Genomic DNA, 21183 nt, shown 5'->3' on the forward strand with positions numbered 1-21183 from the left:
GCTGTTCGGCAACGAGCCTGTCTTCGTGGTTCAAGGGAGTGGGGCAGCACGCAGCGGCGCGGGCTGGTAGGGGAGTTGTGGTTCTACGATTGAGCCATCGTCGTCTGGACAACCGGATATCGACTACGCCGGTTATCGCGAATGCGCGCTGGCCACCAAGGGAACCCGACCACGACTACACGCTTCTGCGTGGACGTCCGGAATCCCGCCCCTGATACCTTGCAATCGTGCGGACGGCGGCCGCGCGGCTGTGTTTCAGAAAAGCTGTGGGAGAGGCATGGAACTCGAAGAACCGACGGCGTCCGAGCAGAGTTGGCTTGAAGTCCTCGACGAGCTGTGTGAGAGCACCGCTGTCGAGGTGTTGAACGAGACGCGGGGGGACATCGATCTGACGGCGGAGGATACGGCCTTCGACGACCTCGCCGAATGGGAGGGATTCGACATCAGCGCGGAAATCCGTGGTGACTATCTTCGATTTTCCCAGCTGGGCAGTCAGTGGCGAACTCTCGACCCCTATCCCGATCTGACGGGCGAGTTCTGTCTTGTGCCCTTGCCGTTGGCCGTGCACGAGGATGCACCCGAATTCCCGTCGGCGCTCTACTCGGACGAACAGCGCGAACTGGCCACCGGGTTCCGTGTGATCGATTCCAGCCCCTTGACCGGAACAGGTTCCTTCGCCGTTGTGCGGTTGCAGCGTGGAGTCGGGAACCCCGAGGTCTGGTTCTCCGATCACCAAACGAACACACTGTGGCGGATGGGACTCGACTACCGCGGGTACCTGGACGCACTGCGGCTGACCAAAGGCGTGTTCGGCTGGCAGCACCTCTTCACGAAGGCGCCGCTGGACGACCAGGAGTTCGCCGGAACGGCCGCGGACCTTCAGACGATGCTCGACGTGCTCCCGGAGCTTTTTCCCGACCACGACTACTCGGACCTGCGCGCCCGCCTCCGGGGGCGAACGTGACTCGCGACGCCGGAGTCCTGGGGGGTGTCTCGTCACCGGGTGTGGGTTTGCTGGTGGTGGTAGTTGATCCTGGTGTGGTGCAGGTGGTCTTGGTGTCGTGGTCGGGGTGGATTGCCTCGTTCACGGGGTTAGGGCCGGGTCGGTTCCGCAAACTGGTGCGGGTCGTGGCGATGTGTGGTGGTGGCGAGATCGCCGGTGGTCGTTCTGGTCGTCAGTGGTGGCTGGTCTTGGCCGATCGGGTGCTGTTGGTCCGGCGACCTATTGGTGGACGAACCTGAGGATGCGTCGGTTCGGACGACTGTTCGGTGTGTCGCGTTCCGCGGCGCACCGGGTGATCGACACCAGCGGGCCGCTGCTGGCGCTGGCCCCGGTCCGCAAGCGGCGGATCGACGTGATCGCGATGGTCGGCGGGATCTTGGCGCCGGCCCGGGGGCATCGGCTGGCCGCGCTGGGCAAGAACTACCGGTACTCAGTGAACGTGCAAGTCGTGATCGACGCCGACACCCGGCTGGTGATCGTCACCGGCGACGCACATCCGGGCAACCGTAACGACCGCACCGTCTATCGCGACTCCGGAATCCAGCGGGATTTGGCCGGGCGCCCGCCTCATGGCCGACGGCGGTTAGCAGGGCAACGCCGAGGTGATCATGTCGTACCGCAAACCTCGGGACGAAAGCGACCCAGGGGGCTGGAAGCAAGACCTCAACGCCGACCACCGCACGATCCGCGCCCGCGTCGAGCACACCCTGGCCAGGATGACGTGCTGGAAGAATCCTGCGCGACTATCGCCGCGCCGCCAGCACGCTCAACGACACGGTGCCCGGAATCGCCCACCTACACAACATCCTCCTCACCGACTGACCCACAAACACCCAACCCACCCCCAACCACAAGATCAGCTACGGGACTTCATTCTCGAGCCCCGACACAGTGGCGATCTCGGATTGAGCTGTTGCTGCCGGTGTGCCCAGCCGGTCGGACTACCGACCCGCACCACAGGAATGCCGACGTCGTCGCAGACTCATCCCGCTGGCGGTAAAAGTAACATCGATCGAAGAACTACTCGTACACGAGCGCGGCCCGAAATATCGCGGCAACCATCGCCCAGTCCGGAGTCTCGGGAACTGGTTCCCCTATCACGTTGCTGAAGAACCCGTCCATCGAGCGCGCCCACCGCCCAGCCGAGTCGACAAAGTCAACGGTTGCAGCGTTTTCAATCGCGAGTCTACCATCTCGAATCTGTTCTGCCAGATCAATCAGGAACCGAGCTAGGTCTTCGCGATTCTGCACCTGATTCAAGGCGTCATCATGCCATATCATGGCGTCCACTCCAGCGGATCGAAGTAGTTAATCATGATTGACCGTCCCTCATTCCTTGTAGTGAACTTCCACGCTTCATTAGCCACCTCGTCAGACGTCGCCATACGAAATGGCATTGGTGTACCAGCCTTCTGGAAGGCCACGAGCCTTCTGTTGTCGAGCGCATGCACCTGCCCTCCTTTGACAGTCAGTCGCACCGTTGGCAGATCATTTGCCTTGAGATAACCAGACCTCAACGCGGCAGGTGTCTGTTCAATGGTCTCTCCAGAGCTGAATCGAGGGCTGACAGAATCTTGGGAGAACCTCACCAAACTTGGCTCAATAGTACCGCCGCAGTTGTGGACGAGGACCGGTGTCTCGACCGCCACCACATGGTAGGTGTGGAGGTCGTCGATGGTGAGGTTGTGGACTCGCTGCGCTTCGGTGCGGGTGTTGGTGCTTTGGATTTGAACCCAGCTGCCGGAGCCGGTGCGTAGCCAGTCACCGGGCTGTAACTCTCCGGCCGGAACCCACTCCTCCAGGTCCGCAACCCAGAACGGGTGGCCGTCGGTGGCGGTGATGGTTTCTGTCTGCTCGCCGGCTTCGCCGTCGATGTCGATGGTGACTTCGACCAGTCGCTTTTGTCCCTCACCGGTGATCGTGGCCGTCACCTTCCGCGGCACCGTCTGCCCGGTCTCGGGATCGGTGGCCAACACCCGGTCGCCGAGCTCGACCTCCTCGATCGGCTTGGCCGACCCGTCCGCCATCACCACCTTCGTGCCCGGCACGAAACTGTTCGACGTCGGACATGACGCACTCCACTCCACATCAGCCCGCCCCACCCCCGGCGAAGGGCCACCCCTCGGCGCGCTGATCGGAACATGGGTGGTGATCGCTTCAGCGAAATCGTCCGCACTCGACTCGGGCAACACCACACCCACATCAATCGGCGCACTGTTTTGAACGGCATCGAGGCGTTTGCGGATCTCCGGCGACAACGTGCGAGTCGGCTCCGGACGCTTGTGCGGGGTCAGAACATCCCGACGCACCCGCGCCGCAGCCAACTGTCTTACGGAAATCTCGAGGCCTCACTTCTCAATCTTCAGTGGAACCTCCAGCACCTATCCGAAAATCTTACTGCCAGTCACGACCGAGAAGTTCGCTAGCCGCCGCCTTAATGGCGTCTAGAGTTCCGTCATCTACGACTAGTGGAGCAGCGAGCGTCTCGATCCATTCACGCAGTTCAAGGGAGTCAAGCTCTCGCCAACGCGGATGTGAGATAGCCCTACGAGCAATGATTCCCCAGCGATGCCTATGATAGGATAGCCGATACCAGTCATCTACCATGAGCGTTATTCAGGTGGCATGGTTGCCTAAAAATAGGACAACGGCCCCGCCGTGTAAGATCGTTTTCCTACCACAGAAGACGATTAACAGGCGGAGCCGTTGCGATACCATTCTACTACAGGACTTTCTGCCGACCAGGTTGAGGAGCTTGTTGCCCGTATTTGGCAGATCGTTCAGTGCGGTCGCGAGCGATCGTGGCCTCCGGCTATGGGACTCTATCGGGCTGTCCTACTGACGTTGATTTATGTTCGGCAGAACCTGAACCAGGCGGCCGTGGGCGATCTGTTCGATGTCAGCCAGTCGACAGTGTCGAGAGTCTATCGACGCATTCTCCCGCTGATCGGAGAGGCGTTATGCCTGCACGTTCCCCACCTCAAAGAAGCGATACGCGGCCGACTTGTCCTCGTCGACGGCACCGACATCCCCACTGGCAACCGTGCAGGTCACGAGGACAACTACTCCGGTAAGCGCCGTCGGGCCGGGCTCAACATCCAGGTGGCAGCCGATACCGACGGCGTCCTGTTGGGAATATCGATACCCCTGCCTGGCGCAATGCATGACCGCAAAGCGTTCACCGAATGCGACTGGGAGGTTCTTCTGGCCGATGCCCCGATCATCGCCGACCCCGCCTACCAAGGAACTCACGCGATCACACCACGCAAAAAACCAAAGGGCGGCGAACTTTCCATCGGAGACAAGGCCAACAACAAAGCTATCTCCTCACTGCGTGCCGCAGTCGAACGGTGCATCGCCCATATCAAGAACTGGAAAATACTCGCCACCGGTTACCGAGGACGACTCGCCGAACTTCCCAACGTCATCCGAGTCATCACCGCATTGGAATTCTACCGACTTGGCTGGTAAGCCTGAATAACGCTCCATCTGCGCTTTCCCATTTAGGCAATCTGAACGCAACCCTGAAACCAGCCCCTCGCGGAGTCGATTTAACGCCGATGCATAGATCGGGCTCTCATTAAGAATGTGTTCATCATCGGAAATTTCAAATTTGATCTCCATTCCAGCGCGGAGAAGCGTTTCGACCTGAATAAGATTATCAAATTCGATCAGCTCTGACATCAGAAAGGGTTCCTTCCGTGAAATAAGACGCTCTCTGCTGGAAGGCCCCCTCGAGATCGGCTCATTGGGTTGAGGTCCGGACAAAAGCTCAACACCTTCAGGCATTCGAAAGATGGACACATAATCCGCTTTTCCGTCATACCTGCTACTGCCAATGAAGATGTTTCGCTCGATCTCTCTAGGGCTCCCCATATCCACGCGTCACGTGGATTTTCCCAGCGGAATTGGCGCCGATCCTAAGACTGCCATCATCAGCCATGATCCCACTGTGACCTCTTTCGCTTGTGTAGTGGAAGTACACATTGTTATCGAGGTGATCGGAAACGTTCGCTACATCGTGAGTAGCTGGATTGTTGCAGTTGTGGACGAGGACTGGTGTCTCGACCGCCACCACATGGTAGGTGTGGAGGTCGTCGACGGTGAGGTTGTGGACTCGCTGGGATGCGGTGGGGGTCTTGGTGCTTTGGATTTGGACCCAGCTGCCGGAGCCGGTGCGCAGCCAGTCACCGGGCTGTAACTGCCCGGCCGGGACCCACTCTTGCAGGTCGGCGGCGTGGTCGGCGAACGCCGACAGCAGCGAGATCTCCTCGTCGGGTGAAGGTGTGCGGGATACGGTTCGCGGCGAACAGCGCGCCCAGCACCTCGTCACCGGCGAGCAGCGGCACGCCCAGTATCGACACGAGCCCCTCCGCCGCGACAGCGGCGTCGATGTCGGAGTGGTGCGGAGCCTGCGTCATCCCCGCGTAGCTCGGCGTCCACTGCGGACTCCGGGTGTCGCGACCATGCTCGCCAGCCCCATGCCCGGAGGGACACGCAGGTTCGGAAACGACGGCGCGCCGGTGCCGAGCGTGGTGCGCACCCGCAGTTCCCGGCTCGCCACGTGGAACTCCGAAAGGTAGGTGACATCGCTCCCGATCAGGTCGTGTGCGCGCTGCGCCACTCGTCGATGTCCCGGAGCTGCGCCAGTTCGTGCGCGGTCGAGTACAGCACGGCCAGCTCCCGCCCGCGGCGCCGCCTGCGGACCGCGCGGTGGCCTTCAACCGCACGGGCGAAACACGCGACGTCGAACTTTCCACGTAAACCTACACCGGTACGGGACAGATCGACACCCACACCTACGGACCGGCGCAAACGAACCGATCACGGCCACGACCTCGCTCGACCACGACGCGGCCGGACGCGTGGTGGCCAGCACCGACGAGCTCGGCCACACCACCACCTACGGCTACGACGAGCTCGGCAACCAGAGGCGGGTCACCGATCCGCCCGCGCTGCACGGGCAGGCCGGCGGCACGTGGCTCGCGACGTACGACCCGCTGGGCGAGGTGCTGTCCACCAGCGATCCGCGAGGCACGCAGACCCACGCCACCTACGACAAGCTCGGCAGGCAGATCACGAGCACCGTGGTGGAGACGGTCCCGGAGCCGACCCGGATCCTCACCACTCGCTACACGCACGACGAGCTGGGCAACGTCGCCACCGTCACCAGCCCGGCCGGCCGGGTCGTCGAGACCACCTATGACGATCTCGGCAACGAACTGACCGTCACCGACGGGTTGGGTAACACCACCACGAACGCCTACGACGGCGCGGGTCGCCTGGTGTCGAGCACGGACGCCACCGGGCGTGGCAGCGAGATCGACTACGACCGCGCGGGCCGCCAGCTGTCGGTGTCGGACTTCGGTCCGGACGGCACGGTGGAGCGCACCCGGGAGTTCGCCTACGACCGGGCGGGCAACCCGGCCCGGGCCACGGACGCGCTGGGTGCTGCCACCACCTACACCTACGACGCGCTGAACCGGCTCACGTCGATCACGCGCCCGGTGTCGGACAGCGAGTCGATCACCACGAGCTACGGCTACGACCGGGCGGGCAACATCACCCGCGCCACCGACGGCAACGGCAACGCCACGGTGTTCACCGTCAACGCGTGGAATATGGCCGAGTCAACGATCGAACCGGCCACCGAGCAGACGCCGGAAGTGGCCGACCGCACCTACACGGCGGTCTACGACACGGCGGGGCGGCTGGCGGAGCTGCGTAAGCCGGGCGGGGTGACGATCGCCCACAGCTACGACCCGCAGGGCAACCTCGTCAAGCAGGTCGGCAGCGGTGCGAGTGTGGTGACGCCGGACCGGGTGTTCACCTACGACCCGGCGGGGCGGATGGTGTCGGCCTCGGCGCCGAACGGCGACAACACCTTCGCCTACGACGACCGCGGCAATCTCGTCACGGCCTCGGGGCCGTCGGGCGAGTCGAGCTTCACCTACGACGCCGACGGTCTGCCGACCAGCGTCACCACGTCGGCAGGAATGAGCTCGTTCTCCTGCGACGCGGCGGGCAGGCTCGCCACCGCCCTCGACGCGGCCACGGGCGCGACGCTGGGCTACGACTACGACGAGGCCGGGCGTGTCACCAGCGTCGGCTATGGGGTCGGCGCTGCGACGCGGGGCTACGGCTACGACAACCTCGGTCGCATCGCCTCCGACGCCGTGACCGCGCCGGACGGCACGGAGACCGCGTCGATCACCTACGAGTGGGACGACGAGGACCACCTGGTCGCCAAGCACACCGAGGGTGTGGCGGGCGCGGCGCAGCATGCCTACGGCTATGACCGGGCGGGTCGGTTGGTGTCGTGGGACGACGGCATCGCGGTGCATACCTATGAGTGGGATGCGGCGGGGAATCTGACGCGTGATGGCCCGGTTTCGGCGGTGTTCAACCAGCGGAACCAGTTGTTGTCGAAGGCGGGTGTCGAGTATTCGTATACGCCGCGGGGGACGTTGGCGTCGCGCACGGCCGGTGGTGTGTCGGCGTTGGTGGAGTTCAACGCGTTCGACGAGTTGGTTGCCGATGGGGGGACCGATTACCGCTATGACGCGTTGAATCGGTTGGTCAGTGCCGGTGGGAGTGCTCTGTCCTATGTGGGGTCGGGGATCAAGGTCGCTTCGGATGGGCAGGGTGAGTACTCCTATACGCCGGGTGGGTTGCCGTTGGGGGTGGCTCAGGGTGGTGTGTCGGCGTTGGCGTGGTCGGATGTGCACACCGATCTGATCGGGTTGGTCGATCCTGGTACGGGGGTGTTGGCGGGGTCGCGGTCTTACAGTCCGTTCGGACAGCGGCAGGCTGGGGTGGGGACGCAGCCGGCGTTGGGTTTCCAGCACCAGTACACCGATCCCGACAGTGGGAATGTGAATATGGGTGCGCGGTGGTATCAGCCGGGCACAGCAACGTTCGCCAGCCGCGACACCGCAGGCCTGGACCCCCGGGATGTGGGCAACGCCAACCGCTACGCGTATGCGAGCGCGGATCCGTTGGCGAATACCGACCCCAGTGGGTACCTCGTCGTTGCACCGGTGGTTCCTATTGTGACCGCTATAGCCGGGTCAACAGCGGTGCGGCAAGTAGGTACAAGACTGATTACGCGCGGTGCTGCGATCGTGGGTGGGATCGTCGGTGACTGGGCGTCTGATCTGTTTACGACGAAGAAAATTCGAGGGATACCGAGCCCGGCGCCTCAGTCAGTTCCGAGTCCGCAAATAGCCTGGTCAATCTGGCAGTCGCTCGAAATTTCGCGAATCGCTTTGACCGCAGGTTTCAACTTCCCTCATCCGTCGGGGAGCAGGCCGAGCGGATCTGGAGGGTTCATTGGTGGGGTTGGGGGTCCTCTTGGCGGGTTCGGGCCGGCCAGTCCAGGCGCGTGGAACACCGTGGATCTCCAGCGTCTCAGGACTTTCCTCGAACAGCTTCGCCGCCAGAGGCTCGAAGACCTTGTCAACACACCCCACGCCCGACCGCCACAAACACGAACCGTCGTCGACAGTATCCAGGAAGCCATCGACGCTGCTAAACGAACGGTCATCGACCTCGGAGTCATCCAACCAGAAGGCGGAGAACCAGCCCCCTACGAACCAGAAACCAACCACGGAATCGACCAACCCGCACCCCTGCCACCAGCCACAGCACACCTCAACGACTCATGCGAAATCGGCAAACGCCCTAAGGGTGACGGCGGGAGAACCGGGAGTATTTTCGTATGTACTGGCGGCGTTGATGCTGACTCGGGCACGTTGCAGGGTTCTGGTCCCGTTCCTGGAATCATAGAAGTTAGCGAGCGAGTGAAGTCTACGGCGGCTTTCCGGAACTACGATCCGCCTGGTAGTCCGGAATTTGTTTTTGATCCAGAAAGAAACATATTCGCGGCTGGCAGTCCAAGGCAGTATCTTGGCATTGATGGAAGCCCACACGAACGGCTCGCTCGGGGGATTGGGGCTAATGAGTCTATTGTTCTCGGTGGGAGGTGGTTGAGGAACCCTGATGGTAGTATCTCGACTGACGAGTGGAGTGGGCACTATGGAAGTAGATGGACGCCCGAGTTTCGCGACCAGTTCGTTAGAGTGATGAAAGGATACGGTATCGATGTCATTCATACCGCCTGGTGAGTGCGTCGATATACTTGCGTTGGACTCGCATTCTGTCATATGCATCAATCGAGTTGGAGGTGTTTTCGTTAAGACGGGTTCGTTGTCTCGAGAGGTAAGTGAAGACAGGCGTATCTTCCTATTGCCATTGCTTGAGCGTGGGTACGAATCAGTGGTTCGGGAGTTGGAGATTAAGGAGGCTGAACTTGGTCTACCGTTGGGTTATTTGATGGGGCAATTGGATCTTTTTGAACTGCCCTTTTCCGCTTTCGCTATGCGCAGCGATTATTGGATTGGTCTTGCTTTGAGTTGGATTGCCCAGATGGAGAGAGGTTCATACGGAGAGCTCCTGTCTGGGGTGGTGGACGCAAAATGGGTATCGCAGCGGAACAGGCAAAAGGCATTGAAGCTGCTGAGTGATAAATATTCAGCTTGATTTAGTGTCGCGTAACGTGGATGTGTGCACTCCGGTTGTGTCGGGTGATTTTCCTGTGGGTGCACGGGCTTTTGGTTGCTGGACGCGTACTTTTTGCCGGACACAGCGGGTTATTGTCTCAAGTAGGTTTATGATTGGGTGATGCGCTCGCTTACAGGGTGTCTCAGTAGGTCATGCGGTTGGCCGGGGGTCATGATGATTGTCTGTAGCTGATCTTTCGTTGCGGTTCGTGTCAGAGGGGTTGTGGGCGCGTTGGTGGCGCCGTTGGTGCCGGAGCATGGAGTGCGGCCTCAGGGTGGTGGTCCGCGACGTGTGGATGATCGGGCGGTGTTCACGGCGATTGTGTTCGTACTGACCAGTGTGTGTGCGTGGCGACAGCTACCGTCGTCGTTCGGGGTTTCGGTCCGGCACATGGGCGGTTCCAGGAGTGGACCCGGGCGGACTTGTGGCGGCGTTTGCATCGGGCGGTGCTGGATGAGCTGGGTTCCCGCGGCGAGATTGACTGGGTCCGGGCAGTGGTGGATGGCGCATCGATCCGAGCGAAAGAGGCGGCGCGACCGGACCGAACCCCGTTGACCGGGGCAAATTCGGGTCGAACTGCACGTGTTGACCAACGGGCCGGACTGCCGTTGGCAATGGCCATCTCCGCGGCCAACGTCCACAACATGAACGCGTTACGGCGCCTGGTGCGGGCCATCCCCGCTGGGCGCTCACCTCGCGGACCTCATCGCCGCACACCCACCCGCCTGCATGCCGACAAGGGCTACGACTACGACCTGCTCCGAAACTGGCTCCGCACCCGGCACATCACCCCGCGCATCGCCCGGACCAGCATCGAATCCAGCCAGAAACTGGGACGCCACCGATGGGTCGTCGAACGCGCCATCTCCTGGCTGCTCAATTACCGACGCTTGGCCCAGCGCTGGGAACGCAAGCCCATGCCAGCAGACGAATCCGGGTCGAACACGGCATCGCGCACCTGAAGAACTGGAAAACCCTGGCCCGCCACCACGGGCGCCGAGAACTCCTCGACGACACCATCCGCGCCGTCGCCGGAGTCCTTTCCGACCACCAACGCAACCGGTGAACGACACCCACAACCAAACCCCAACGCGCTCACACACCAACCACGCACGAGGTCGTTAGGTAGAGCCTCTCCGGTGGCGCCGCGATCGAGCGACGCCGGGCGCCACCACTGTGGCGCCTCATTGCCCATTCGTCCAATTCGGATATTGGGTATCGTCGCGGCCGAGCGGGCGGAACAGCAGTTGGAGGTCACCGTCGGCGAACACCCTTCGCACCCCGATGCGGTAGACGGGTTCGAGGATCTCCGGTCGCAGCACCTCGTCCGGCGTTCCCGTCGCGCGTACCGTGCCGTGGTCGAGCAGCACCACCTCGTCGCAGTAGCGGGCGGCGAGATTGAGGTCGTGCAGGACTACGACGGTGGTCACGTCGAGCGTGCGCACCAGGTCGAGGATCTCGTGCTGGAACCGGATGTCGAGGTGGTTCGTCGGCTCGTCGAGGAGCAGGTGATCGGCCTGCTGGGCGAGTGCCCGCGCGATGAGCACCCGCTGGCGCTCACCTCCGGACAGTCCGGTGAAGACCCGGCGGGCCAGCGAGAGCGCGCCCACCCTGCGCAAGGCGTCGGCGGCGATGCGGTGGTCGGCGGGGGAGTAGCGTCGCAGGGCCGCCACGTGCGGTGACCGTCCCAGCAGGACGATGTCGGCGACCGTCAGCGGGAGTTCGGTCGAGTCGCCCTGCGCCACCACGGCGAGCCGTCGCGCTCGCTCCCGCTCGGACAGGGAGGTGAGGGGGACGTCATCGAGACTGACGAGCCCGGTGCGCGGGGTGAGCGCGGCGTTGAGCGTGCGCAGGAGCGTGGTCTTGCCGCTGCCGTTGGGGCCGACCAGTCCCACGACGCTGCCCGGGCAGGCCGACACGCGCACGTCGTCGAGGACGAGTGTGTCGTCGTAGCCGAACGAGACGTGCTCCGCCAGGATCACGAGCCGCCCCCGAAGGCCGCGTGGATACGTTCGAGCCCGGCCACGGACAGCGGGGTCGCGGGTTCGGTGAAGTTGAACAGCTGCACGAGGATCGTGCCGTCGCGCACGGCCTGCAACGCCCCGGCACCGGGAAGGCCCACCACCGCGTCGTGGACGGCCCGTGGATCGCCGTCGGTGTGGAGCAGCACGAGCACGTCCGGGTTCTTGCCGATGAGATCCTCGGTGGTCACCTCGAACACCCGATCGCCGACGTCGGCGTAGACGTTGGTGAAGCCCGCCGCCTCCAGTTGAGGGTGGGCCATGCTGCGGTTGCCGTAGGCGTAGACGGTGCCGCCCCCCACCGTCGGGTACAGCACGGCGGCCGTCCGCCTCGGCCGTCCCTCGGCCGCTGTCGCCGCCGCCTCGACGGCCGCCACGCGGTGCCGCAGCGAGGCGATCAGGCTCTCGGCCTCGTCGCGGCGGTCGAAGATCCGGCCGAACGTCGTGACGTGGTCGTAGACGTCGTCGAACGTCGTTTCGGACGTGGCGGTGTCCACGCCGGAGGGACACAGGGTGGGATGGACCAGCGCCGTGATGCCGACGTCGGCGAGTCCCTCGCGCGTGATCCCGTCGGGAAGGCCGAGCACAAGATCTGGCTGCTGCTCGATGATCACTTCGGCGGAGATCCGAAGGTGCCCGCTGGTGTCGAGGTCCTCACCGAGCGAGGGGATGGCCTCGATGGCCGAACTGGTCGCGGGATCGTAGTACTCGGCGGGGAACGCGCCCGCCCTGAGGGCGACCGAGTCCAGAACACCGAGCGCGCTCAGGACGGGCACCGGTGAGCTGTCCAGCAGCACGATCCGTCGCGGCGGGCCGTCGAACGTGACCTCGGCGCCGCAGTTGGTCACGGTCACCGGGTAGTGCTCCGGGGCATGCCGCTGCCCCGGTGTGCTCGGCGCCGGTGCGCCGCAGGAGACGGTGGCGAGCACGAGCAGCACCGCGAGGGCGAGGACGCGGGAACGGCGGCTGAGATGCATGGTTCGTCCTTGTCTTGTGACGGCGTCAGGCGGTGGTGTGGAAACGTTTGACGAGAACCAGCAGGAACGGGGCGCCCACGATGGCGGTGATGATCCCGATGGGCAGTTCGCGCGGCAGGAGCAGCACGCGTGCGAGGACGTCGGCCCAGACGAGGAAAACCGCACCGGTGAGCGCGGCGACGGGAACGGCCCTGTGATGTGCGGCCCCGACGAGCCTGCGAGCGAGATGAGGGATCACCAATCCCACGAACCCGATGCCGCCGGACGCGGCGACGACCGCGCCGACACACAGCGACACCAGGCACAGGAGCCGGACCCGCAGGCGGGTCGGGGAGACGCCCAGCGTGTGCGCGGTCTCGTCACCGATGGCGAGAGCGTCGAGGTGGCGGCTCCACAGTGTCAGCGCGGCCACGGTGCCGCAGACGATCACCAGCACCGACGTCAGGGGAACACCCCAGCGTGCGAGGCCGAGCGAACCCAGCAGCCAGAACAGAACCGAGCGTGAGCCCTCGGCCGAGTCGGACGCGAAGATGAGGAAACCGGTGGTGGCGTAGAGGGCGTAGCCGACGGCGACGCCGGCCATCAGCAGCCTCAGCGACGTGATCCGGCCCGCGGCCCGCGCGATGACGAACACGGCGGCCGACGCCGCGAGAGCGCCGAGGAACGCGCTCGCGGGCAGCGCGTGTTCCCCGAGGCCCGCCCCGAAACCGAACAGGATCGCTGCCGCCGCGCCCGTCGAGGCTCCCGAGGTGATGCCGAGCAGGTAGGGGTCGGCGAGGAGGTTGCGGACCATGGCCTGGAGCGCGACCCCGCACACGGCGAGCGCGGCGCCCACCGCGGCGCCCAGGAGGACGCGGGGCAGGCGCACCCGCCAGACGATGGCGTCCTGGGACAACGGCCAGCTCGGCTCGGCCGGTGTTCCGGCCAGGTGATGACCGATCACCCGCACCACGGCCGAGGGTGGCAGGCCGACCGCGCCGACACAGACGGCGAGCACGACCGTGGCGGCCAGCGCGAGGCTGAGGCCGCCGATCCAGAACCGGCCCCGGCGCCGCAGCGCGCGCTGACCGAGTTCGTCGATCGGGGTGGGGTTGGTGCCGTACTTCGTGACCGAGGGCAAGGCCGCCGCCTCCCTCACACCGGGAGCAATCGGATACCAGGAGTGCCAGTGACATCACAGTGCGTACGCGCGAAACGACATGGTCGCAGGTGCGACGACGTCGCGTCAAGCGAGTCCGTGAGTGCCTGCGCTCCTGCCCCTGCCGGTCAGCGCGCGGCGTCGCGACACCCTCCGCACCGGCCCGACAGGGCGACGTGCGCGGGGTCGAGTTCGAACTCCCGTTCACGAGCGAGCCGGTCGGCCACGGGGCCGAGCAGGTCGCCGGGGAGATCGACGATCCGGCCGCACTCACGGCACTTCGCGTGCAGGTGGCCGGGATGGGCAGGGCCGAGGGCGAGGTGGTAGGTGCTCGCACCGTCGCCGAGGTGGACGTGGGTCACCACGCCGAGTTCGGACAGCGTGTCGAGGGTCCGGTAGACGGTGGCCCTGTGGACCGTCGGATACCGCTGCCGCACCCGGTGCAGCAACTCCTCCGCGCTGGGGTGGCCACCGATGTGCGCGAGCGTTTCGACGACGGCCCTGCGGGCTCCGGTGATGCGCTGACCCCGGGAACGCAGTTGATCGAGTACGGCATCGACGGCCTCCTCGGGCCGCATCCCCAGAGCGTGGGCGTGGGCGGTCATGCCGCCCAGTCTCGCCCTGCCGGGCCGTCGCAGGCCAGTGAGCCGAGGCCACCCGGCTCCTCGTCCAGTCCCCCGGCGGTGTCGCACGGCCGCCCATGATCGGCTTCCTCCCGGCCACCGACTGTGTTGTGCCTGGTCAGGGGTACCGGCCACAAATGGCCTCCGCATGGCCTTCACGTGCCGACCCCTGGTCGAGACCATGGCTCTCGCCGATGAGGGTCGGCGTCGGAAAGGGGAATCTGGGGTGGCAAGCGAGACGTCAGCGGCCCAGCCACAGCCGTCCACGGCCGGGGAGCCGGTGGCGGGCACGCCGGGCATGTGGAGCATGTATTTCGGCCGGCCCGTGCCGCCGCAGGGCGGCGTGAATTGGGACGCGTACAGCCATGAGGAGCTGTACCAGATGTTGTGGCAGGACGCCGACGTCGCCGACGTCAGCACGATCGCCGCGGAGTGGGCCGACCATCGGGCCGCGCTGATCAATCACGCGGAGGTGCTGCGCGAGCAGCGGGCCGCGTTGCTGGAGAGCTGGGAGGGCACGGGCGCGGAGGAGGCCGCGCGCAGGCTCGACGTGCTCGCCGCACGGGTGGAGAAGATCGCCGAGTTGGCCATGGCGGGGGAGCAGGCTGCGGCACAGTCGGCCGAAGCGCTCGCGAGGGCACGCGCGATGATGCCGCCGCCGTCGGGTCAGGGAGCCTCCCCGATGGACGCGGTGACGAGCTGGGCCGATGTCACCGGTGGCTCTCCGTCGAGTCCCGTGCCCGCGCCACAACCACGGTCGTGGTCGCAGCCTGCCGGACTGTTCGACGTACCGGACTGGCGCTCCACCGTGCCGGATTTTCTGACCTCGGGCAGCGGAACGGACGAGGTCCGGACCTCGTCGCGGAGCACGAGCGAGGCGCGGACCACGGCGCCGTCCAGCGCGTCGGATTCCGATCCGGCTGGTTCGTTCGGGGCAGTGGGTGGTGCCACGTTCAGCTTCTATGCCGGGGCAGGCATGACGGACTTCCAGAAGCAACAGGCGATCCGCGCCATGCAGACCTACGAGTCCAGCCTGACGAGGTCGGGCGAGCTGATCGGTCAGGCACAGGGCACGATCCCTGCCGCGGCCACGTTGCCGAGCAGTGTTTCCGAGGGGGCCGCCAGCGGCACCGAGGCGGGAACCCGGTCGTGGCAGTCGCTCACCGGTTCGGGAAGTGGAGCCGCAGGCAGGGGGCTGGCCGCAGGTGCTGCCGTTGGGGCCTTGGCAGGCGGCGTGGTGGCCGGTGCCGGTGCGGGGTTGGGCTTCGCCGCCGGAGCGGGTCCGCTCGCGGGAATGGGGCTGGCCGGGGGCCAGCTCGCGCAGGGCCTGCGAGTGGGGGCGATGGCGATGCAGAGCCAGGCTGCGACCGCCGCGCAGCTCGCCGCCGAGTCGGCCGCGGCGCGGGCCGGTGCGATGGGAGGCATGGTGCCTCCCGGCGCCGCGACGCGCGGGCAAGCGGAGGACGAGGAACACGAGAACCAGCTGCCGACGATCGATCAGCAGCTCTTCCCCGTCGAGGAACCGGGCAGCGAAGTCGTCATCGGCCTTTCCCCCGAGGAGCACCTGTGAGTGAGAAGATCAGGCTCGAACTGGACCTGCTCGACCAGCGGATCACGACACTGTCCGAACTGGGCGATTTGACCGGCGAGCTGGTCGCCACCGCGAGCAGGCTGGCCGAGCGGTTGCCGATGCTCGGTACGGCGCCGCCCGCCGTTCACCTGGCGATGCGGCTGCGGGAGGCCGCGGGCAGCTCGGGGCTCGCGGGCGAGGTCGAGGCAACGGAACGCGAGGTCCGCGAGTACGGGAAGATGCTCGCGGGCGCGAAACGGAAGTACCAGGAGCACGAGGAGCAATCCGCCGACGACCTGCACGCGACCGGCGGACCCGAGGGCGGGGCCGGTTCGCAGGGGAGGCCGTCATGACGGTCACGGCCGCGTTCGGCGTCCGCTTCGGGCTGCCCGAACTGGATCTGCTCACCACCTACGCCGGAACCCGCTCGCCGTTTCCGTTGAAGGTGCCGTCGTTCGGCCGGATCGAGGACGAGCGCACGGCGTTGTTCGCCACGGCGGCGCGTGCGCTGACCGAGAGAGGGCTCGCCACGGCACACGGGCCTGCCGGTGTCGCGGCGGATCTGGTGGCCGCGCTGCGGGGGCACCGAGGCTCCGTCGATCTGGTCGTGGTCAGCGGCGGGGTCGTGACCGGTGCCGTCGCTCTGTTCCACGGGCAGCACGCGGTGGTCTGCCGCCAGTCACTCGGCGGAACACCGGGTCCGGTCGCCGTCGAGCGGATCGGTGCGGGCGCGGTGCCGGGGGATCTGGCAGGTGAGGTTCCCGACCTCGATGCCGCTTCCAGCATGCCGATCACGTTCCCTCCCGGGATTCTCGGCGAGGCGACGCGACTGTTGGAGAACTCGGCAGGTACCGCGGCCCCGCTCCGTCGGGTGCGGGCACTCGTCAGGGAACGCGGAGGCGACCCGGACGCCGTGGACGCGCTCGTCGGTCTCCTGCCCACGGTGACAGGAAGGGGACAACTCGGCGCCGTCGTGCGGCGGGAGGGCGGCGCGGTGGAGCGCCCGCTGGAGCTGTCGTGGCTGGACGGCCCACGGGGCAGGGTCCGCGTCACCAAGGACGGCGACGGCTGGGTGAGCGTGAACCCGTTGCGGCACAGCGAATTGACGCGGGTGCTGCGTGACGCGGTTGCGGAGGCTCGTGGCTGAGGCCGGAAACGACCTAGCCCGGAAACACTGGGGAGAAGAGAGGATCACATGGACGCAGCACAATGGCTGGCCGACTACCGCGCCCGCCTCGAACGCGCCGCGCACGGCGCCCGCCAGGCGCAGGAGAGCCTGCGGCACGCGGGCGCGACCGCCACTTCACCGAGAGGCGAGGTGACGGTGTCGGTGAACGCGGGAGGCGCGCTGGAAGGCGTGAAGCTCACTCCGATGGCCCGCAAACTCGAGGCCGACGCGCTCGCCGACCTGATCGTCACCACGGCGCGCGAGGCCCAGCGCATCGCCGCGGGCCGGATGGCCGAGGTGATGGCCGACTACCTCGGCGACAGCCCCGCGCTCGACGAGGTCGTGAGCCATCTGCCCGAGGGGGTCGTTCGATGACCACCTCGCAGGACTACACCGTCGATCCCGAGCAGTTGCGGGCGCACGCGTCGAGGCTCGCTTCGCACGCCGACCAGCTTTCGTCGCTGGGCGCGGTCCTGCCTGGTGAGCTCCAGGGGGCGTCGCTCGGCACGTTCGCCCAGTTCATCACCTCGGGAATCGGTTCGGCGATGGCGAGGACGATGGACGCGTTCGCCCACGCCGCCTCCACTGTGGACAAGGTCGGCGATGGGATGCGGCGAGCGGCCGACCGCTACGAGCACTCCGACGAAAGCCATGCTTCCGAGCTGACCGGCATCGGATCGAGCCTGGACGGGGAAATCCGGTGACCTCTCCGACAGCACATCCCCCGGCGCCCTCACCGGCGCGTCCCTCCACGCAGCATCCGCCCGGCCTCGGCGACGAGCACGGAACACGCAAGCCCGACGGGGCGTCCGGCGACTCGGAACGATCCGTTGTGGAGATCACCACGGCGCTGGCGGAGCTGAGGGTCACGTCCGACGCCGTCGGCGGCAAGAGCTGGTTGTCGTCGGACATCGCGGGAGAGCCCGCCGTCTCCATCGACCTGCTCGGCTCGACGTCGAGCCCGCTGTCGGCCCTGTCGAGTGCGGGCTGTGACTTCCTCACGCCGATGATCTCCTTCCTCGAAGAGCCGCTGGGCGAGTTGAAGGGCGAACCCGGTGCCGTGTCCGGGTCGGCAGGCGAACACGACGGGGCGGCGCAGGGCGCGAACGCCGTCGCCGACGACTACCGCTCCACCGTGGAGGACGAGACCAGCGAATGGTCGGGGCCTGCCAAGACCGACTACGTGCAGACGGCCGAGAAGCTGGTTGACGGGGTCAAGTCGATCGCGGAGGCCGCGGCGACCAACGCGAAGGCGATGATCGCCGCGGGTGAGGTGGTCGCGCAGGTCGCCGACATCGTCACGCGCCTGATCACCGAGGCGGTCGGCAAGATCGTGCCGATCATGACGGAGGCGACCGCCGCCGCGCCCGCGACGTTCGGGATGAGCATCGCGCAGGCGATCCCGCAGTGTGTGGCCATCGCCGTGGACTACGCGGGCCAGATCGCGGCCAAGCTCGCGGCGCTGCTGGCCAGCGGCGAGAACCTGGTGACGTTGCTCGAAGGCGCGGTCGGCCTGCTGGACGTGGTGAAGGAGGGCCTCAGCGTCGTCGGTGATCTGGCAGGGGGCTCGTCGGGCTCGGCGTCCTCGGCGGCGTCGTCGGCCTCGGGCCTTGCCACCGCGCCGGACTCGGACAGTGCGAGTGAGACCTCCGGGACGACGGCCGGAACGTCGCAGGGCGGCACCGATTCCGCCGACTCCGGCAATTCTGGCGACTCCGGCGACTCTGGCGAGAACGCCGACTCCATGGGGCAGGGCGTGCCCGCGAACCCTCTGGACGGCGAGTGGACACCGGTACGGACGGAAGGGTCCTCGTGAGGGCAGGCAGGAACGGCGGCCTGATGAGGCCGGGCGACGACAGGGGAGGACGGATGGCGGGAACGACCCGGCGACGCTGGCTGGCCGGGGTGGTGAGTGGCGTCGCGCTCGCGGTCGTCCTGCCCGCGGCGCCTGTCGTCGCGCAGACCGGCGAGCACGCGGAGACCCAGGCTGTGCTCGACCAGTTCCAGCAGAAGGCGGGGCCCGGCGCGGCCATTCACGCCGGGGACGCTACGTCGGCGTGGACGCTGTCGAGTGGGTCGGCCAGCATCCGGGAGAACCGGGCGATCACGGCGAGCGATCACTTCCGCATCGGTAGCCAGACCAAGACGTTCACGGCGGCCGTGGTGCTCCAGCTGTTCGACGAGGGACGGGTCGATCTCGACGCGCCCATCGAGCGCTACCTGCCAGGGGTGGTCACCGGAAACTACGACGGCAGCGTGATCACGGTGCGGCAGCTGCTGAACCACACGTCCGGTCTTGTCCGCGATACCAGTGGGGCGAAGGCGAACGCGGACGGCACCTACGACCTCGCCGCGCTGGTGAGCGCGGCGATGGACGAGCAGCCCCAGGCACAGCCCGGTGAGGTGATGAAGTACTCCAACGTCGGCTATCTGGTGCTCGGCCTGCTGATCGAGGAACTCACCGGCAGGCCCGTCGGTGATGTGATCGCCGAGCGGATCACCGAGCCGCTCGGCCTCGCCGGCACGTCGTTCCCCGTGCCGGGGAACCGGGCCCTTCCCGAGCCTTTCGTGCCGGGCTACCAGGGCACGCGGGTCGGTGGCTTCTTCTTCTGGTTCGACGCCACGACGTTGTCCGAGCTGTCCTGGTGGAGCACTGCCGGGGCGATGTCCTCGACGATGGAGGATCTGGCGGTGTTCTACCGTGCGCTTCTCGATGGGAGGGTGGTGTCGGAGGAGGCGCTCGCCGAGATGCGCACCGTTGTGCCGTTCCCGCCGGCCGCGTCCCGCGGCTACGGTCTCGGCGTGTTCGAGCAGCCACTGTCGTGCGGTGGCGTCGCGTGGGGCCATGAGGGCCTCCTTCCCACGGGACATCTGTCGAGAACGATGGTCACCGACGACGGCAGGTTCGCCTCGATGATGACCAACGCCAATCTCATGCCGCAGGACCCGGGGACCGCCGAGGTGATCGACGCGGCCCTGTGCGAGGGGCGGTCGTGACGAGCGGCGCATGAGCGGTTCGCGGCGGCGGTGAGGTTTCGGACGGAGCCTCACCGTCGTCGTGAGCCAGATGTATAACGCCCTATACGCCCGAGCTCGGTTCGCGTGATTCAATGGCGCTGGCAAGCTGATCTGCCAGCGTTCTCACCGTTTCGAACAGCTCGGGAGGCTCCACCACCTCGAACCGGAATCCGAGCCGCGCCACCCAGAACGCGAGTTCGTCGAGCGAGTTCGACCCCGCGCGCAGGATGCAGGAACGCTCGTCGCGCGACTCCAGCGTGCCGACCGTCGGCGGAATCCGATCGGCCGCGACCTCCACCGGAACGTGCAGCACGAACCGCCCGTGGTGGCGGTAGGCGCGAGTGGTGATCCCGAGGGCCGTCGTGGACGCGGCCTCGGACTCCGGTAAGGGGCGGGGGGTGAACCTCGGGCCTGTGGGGACGCGCGGCGTGAGCCGATCGACGCGGAACCGCCTCCAGTCCGACTTCTCCACGTCCCACGCCAGCAGATACCAGCGACGTCCACCGTGGACGAGGCGGTGAGGTTCCACCCTGCGCACGCTGACGGCGCCGGTGTGGTCGGTGTAGTCGAATCGGAGTTGCTCGCATGCCTGGCAGGCCGCCGCGACGGCCGTGAGCACGTCGGGGTCCACCCCCGCGGCTCCGGACGGCAACGACGTCGTCACCGCCTCCAGCGTGCGGACGCGGTGTCGCAACCGCGAAGGGAGAACCTGGTGGAGCTTGGCCAGTGCCCGCATGGCGGTGTCCTCGATGCCGGTGACCGCGCCACTGCTCGCGGTGCGCAGCGCCACGGCCACAGCGACCGCCTCGTCGTCGTCCAGCAACAGGGGCGGCAGCCGGGTTCCCTGCCCGAGGCGGTAGCCGGGAACACCGCTGCTCGCCGTGACGGGATAGCCGAGCGCGCGGAGTTTCTCGATGTCCCGCCGCACGGTGCGCACATCCACATCGAGCTTGGCGGCGAGGTCGGCGCCGGTGTGGTCGCCTGCGACCTGGAGCAGGGCGAGCAGGCGAAGCAGGCGGGCGGAAGTTTCGAGCACACTGTCAGTCTCGCGCATCGTCGCGGCGCCGTGGCCGACTTTTCTGGATGGGGAGTTTCACAAGCTA

23 protein-coding genes and 1 pseudogene are annotated in these 21183 nt (G+C 66.3%); 14 read left to right on the forward strand and 10 right to left on the reverse strand.

Annotation, left to right across the window (positions count from 1 at the left end; genetic code table 11):
* Positions 1-277 precede the first annotated feature (277 nt).
* Both SACXIDRAFT_RS21865 and SACXIDRAFT_RS22535 read left to right on the forward strand, forming a co-directional pair.
* Positions 278-964, forward strand: coding sequence for a hypothetical protein (locus SACXIDRAFT_RS21865; protein ID WP_006240537.1), 687 nt, complete (start codon positions 278-280; stop codon positions 962-964).
* Positions 965-1041: 77 nt separating this feature from the next.
* Positions 1042-1825 (forward strand): annotated as a pseudogene (locus SACXIDRAFT_RS22535) (transposase family protein).
* Positions 1826-2023: 198 nt separating this feature from the next.
* Here the strand turns inward: SACXIDRAFT_RS22535 and SACXIDRAFT_RS23865 are convergent.
* Together SACXIDRAFT_RS23865 and SACXIDRAFT_RS23650 are read right to left on the reverse strand one after the other, a co-directional pair.
* Entirely contained in the window at positions 2024-2284 is a 261-nt protein-coding gene (locus tag SACXIDRAFT_RS23865) for a DUF7660 family protein (protein ID WP_006240539.1), read from the reverse strand.
* The gene (locus SACXIDRAFT_RS23650) at positions 2281-3327 is read right to left on the reverse strand and encodes a polymorphic toxin-type HINT domain-containing protein (RefSeq protein WP_083840156.1); all 1047 of its coding nucleotides are present in this window, start codon (positions 3325-3327) and stop codon (positions 2281-2283) included. Before SACXIDRAFT_RS23650 ends, SACXIDRAFT_RS23865 begins: the two co-directional genes overlap by 4 nt.
* A gap of 490 nt (positions 3328-3817) precedes the next feature.
* Here SACXIDRAFT_RS23650 and SACXIDRAFT_RS22540 point away from each other — a divergent pair, with 490 nt between their 5' ends.
* Positions 3818-4474 carry a transposase family protein gene (locus tag SACXIDRAFT_RS22540; RefSeq protein ID WP_198284311.1) on the forward strand — a complete coding sequence of 219 codons (657 nt, stop codon included), beginning with the start codon at positions 3818-3820 and terminating at the stop codon, positions 4472-4474.
* Positions 4475-4865: 391 nt separating this feature from the next.
* Here SACXIDRAFT_RS22540 and SACXIDRAFT_RS23385 read toward each other — a convergent pair whose 3' ends face one another.
* From SACXIDRAFT_RS23385 to SACXIDRAFT_RS23395, 3 genes are read right to left on the reverse strand one after another with little or no spacing between them, the layout of a single operon-like run.
* A complete protein-coding gene (locus SACXIDRAFT_RS23385) occupies positions 4866-5270 on the reverse strand; it encodes a polymorphic toxin-type HINT domain-containing protein (protein ID WP_198284401.1) in 405 nt (134 codons plus the stop codon).
* Positions 5191-5424: a GAF domain-containing protein gene (locus SACXIDRAFT_RS23390; RefSeq protein ID WP_198284406.1), complete on the reverse strand. Its 234-nt coding sequence runs from the start codon at positions 5422-5424 to the stop codon at positions 5191-5193. Before SACXIDRAFT_RS23390 ends, SACXIDRAFT_RS23385 begins: the two co-directional genes overlap by 80 nt.
* On the reverse strand, positions 5421-5627 hold the full coding sequence (locus SACXIDRAFT_RS23395; RefSeq protein ID WP_198284407.1) for a hypothetical protein: 207 nt from the start codon (positions 5625-5627) through the stop codon (positions 5421-5423). The genes SACXIDRAFT_RS23390 and SACXIDRAFT_RS23395 overlap by 4 nt, the downstream gene beginning before the upstream one ends.
* Positions 5628-5871: 244 nt before the next feature.
* On the opposite strand from SACXIDRAFT_RS23395, the gene SACXIDRAFT_RS20220 reads away from it, so the two are divergent.
* The 4 genes from SACXIDRAFT_RS20220 (at position 5872) to SACXIDRAFT_RS23130 (ending at position 10527) form a co-directional block, all read left to right on the forward strand.
* Entirely contained in the window at positions 5872-9129 is a 3258-nt protein-coding gene (locus SACXIDRAFT_RS20220) for a polymorphic toxin type 43 domain-containing protein (protein WP_006240541.1), read from the forward strand.
* Positions 9130-9292: 163 nt separating this feature from the next.
* A complete protein-coding gene (locus SACXIDRAFT_RS23655) occupies positions 9293-9544 on the forward strand; it encodes a hypothetical protein (protein ID WP_232285347.1) in 252 nt (83 codons plus the stop codon).
* A gap of 282 nt (positions 9545-9826) precedes the next feature.
* The gene (locus SACXIDRAFT_RS22555) at positions 9827-10120 is read left to right on the forward strand and encodes a transposase (protein WP_198284330.1); all 294 of its coding nucleotides are present in this window, start codon (positions 9827-9829) and stop codon (positions 10118-10120) included.
* A complete protein-coding gene (locus tag SACXIDRAFT_RS23130; RefSeq protein WP_198284408.1) occupies positions 10012-10527 on the forward strand; it encodes a transposase in 516 nt (171 codons plus the stop codon). The genes SACXIDRAFT_RS22555 and SACXIDRAFT_RS23130 overlap by 109 nt, the downstream gene beginning before the upstream one ends.
* Positions 10528-10749: 222 nt before the next feature.
* Here SACXIDRAFT_RS23130 and SACXIDRAFT_RS20230 read toward each other — a convergent pair whose 3' ends face one another.
* From SACXIDRAFT_RS20230 to SACXIDRAFT_RS20245, 4 genes are all read right to left on the reverse strand, one after another.
* Positions 10750-11547, reverse strand: a complete 798-nt coding sequence (locus SACXIDRAFT_RS20230; RefSeq protein ID WP_006240544.1) for an ABC transporter ATP-binding protein — start codon at positions 11545-11547, stop codon at positions 10750-10752.
* On the reverse strand, positions 11544-12563 hold the full coding sequence (locus tag SACXIDRAFT_RS20235) for an ABC transporter substrate-binding protein (RefSeq protein ID WP_006240545.1): 1020 nt from the start codon (positions 12561-12563) through the stop codon (positions 11544-11546). Before SACXIDRAFT_RS20235 ends, SACXIDRAFT_RS20230 begins: the two co-directional genes overlap by 4 nt.
* Before the next feature lie 25 nt (positions 12564-12588).
* A complete protein-coding gene (locus SACXIDRAFT_RS20240) occupies positions 12589-13683 on the reverse strand; it encodes a FecCD family ABC transporter permease (protein ID WP_006240546.1) in 1095 nt (364 codons plus the stop codon).
* 146 nt (positions 13684-13829) lie between these two features.
* Entirely contained in the window at positions 13830-14306 is a 477-nt protein-coding gene (locus SACXIDRAFT_RS20245) for a Fur family transcriptional regulator (RefSeq protein ID WP_006240547.1), read from the reverse strand.
* 244 nt (positions 14307-14550) lie between these two features.
* On the opposite strand from SACXIDRAFT_RS20245, the gene SACXIDRAFT_RS20250 reads away from it, so the two are divergent.
* The 7 genes from SACXIDRAFT_RS20250 to SACXIDRAFT_RS20280 are packed head-to-tail and all read left to right on the forward strand — an operon-like array spanning position 14551 to position 20059.
* A complete protein-coding gene (locus tag SACXIDRAFT_RS20250; RefSeq protein WP_006240548.1) occupies positions 14551-15894 on the forward strand; it encodes a hypothetical protein in 1344 nt (447 codons plus the stop codon).
* Positions 15891-16247 carry a hypothetical protein gene (locus SACXIDRAFT_RS20255; protein WP_006240549.1) on the forward strand — a complete coding sequence of 119 codons (357 nt, stop codon included), beginning with the start codon at positions 15891-15893 and terminating at the stop codon, positions 16245-16247. The genes SACXIDRAFT_RS20250 and SACXIDRAFT_RS20255 overlap by 4 nt, the downstream gene beginning before the upstream one ends.
* Positions 16244-17041, forward strand: coding sequence for an ESX secretion-associated protein EspG (locus tag SACXIDRAFT_RS20260; protein ID WP_006240550.1), 798 nt, complete (start codon positions 16244-16246; stop codon positions 17039-17041). Before SACXIDRAFT_RS20255 ends, SACXIDRAFT_RS20260 begins: the two co-directional genes overlap by 4 nt.
* 48 nt (positions 17042-17089) lie before the next feature.
* Positions 17090-17437 carry a YbaB/EbfC family nucleoid-associated protein gene (locus SACXIDRAFT_RS20265; RefSeq protein ID WP_006240551.1) on the forward strand — a complete coding sequence of 116 codons (348 nt, stop codon included), beginning with the start codon at positions 17090-17092 and terminating at the stop codon, positions 17435-17437.
* Positions 17434-17766 (forward strand): type VII secretion target, encoded by a 333-nt coding sequence (locus SACXIDRAFT_RS20270; protein WP_006240552.1) that lies wholly within the window; start codon positions 17434-17436, stop codon positions 17764-17766. The genes SACXIDRAFT_RS20265 and SACXIDRAFT_RS20270 overlap by 4 nt, the downstream gene beginning before the upstream one ends.
* Positions 17763-18878, forward strand: coding sequence for a WXG100 family type VII secretion target (locus SACXIDRAFT_RS20275; protein ID WP_232285349.1), 1116 nt, complete (start codon positions 17763-17765; stop codon positions 18876-18878). Before SACXIDRAFT_RS20270 ends, SACXIDRAFT_RS20275 begins: the two co-directional genes overlap by 4 nt.
* A gap of 53 nt (positions 18879-18931) precedes the next feature.
* Positions 18932-20059 (forward strand): serine hydrolase domain-containing protein, encoded by a 1128-nt coding sequence (locus SACXIDRAFT_RS20280; protein WP_006240554.1) that lies wholly within the window; start codon positions 18932-18934, stop codon positions 20057-20059.
* Between the two features lie 82 nt (positions 20060-20141).
* Here the strand turns inward: SACXIDRAFT_RS20280 and SACXIDRAFT_RS20285 are convergent, their stop codons facing one another.
* A complete protein-coding gene (locus SACXIDRAFT_RS20285; RefSeq protein ID WP_040922302.1) occupies positions 20142-21116 on the reverse strand; it encodes a helix-turn-helix transcriptional regulator in 975 nt (324 codons plus the stop codon).
* Positions 21117-21183 lie beyond the last annotated feature (67 nt).

It is taken from the genome of Saccharomonospora xinjiangensis XJ-54 (genome assembly GCF_000258175.1).
Classification (GTDB): Bacteria; Actinomycetota; Actinomycetes; order Mycobacteriales; family Pseudonocardiaceae; genus Saccharomonospora; species Saccharomonospora xinjiangensis.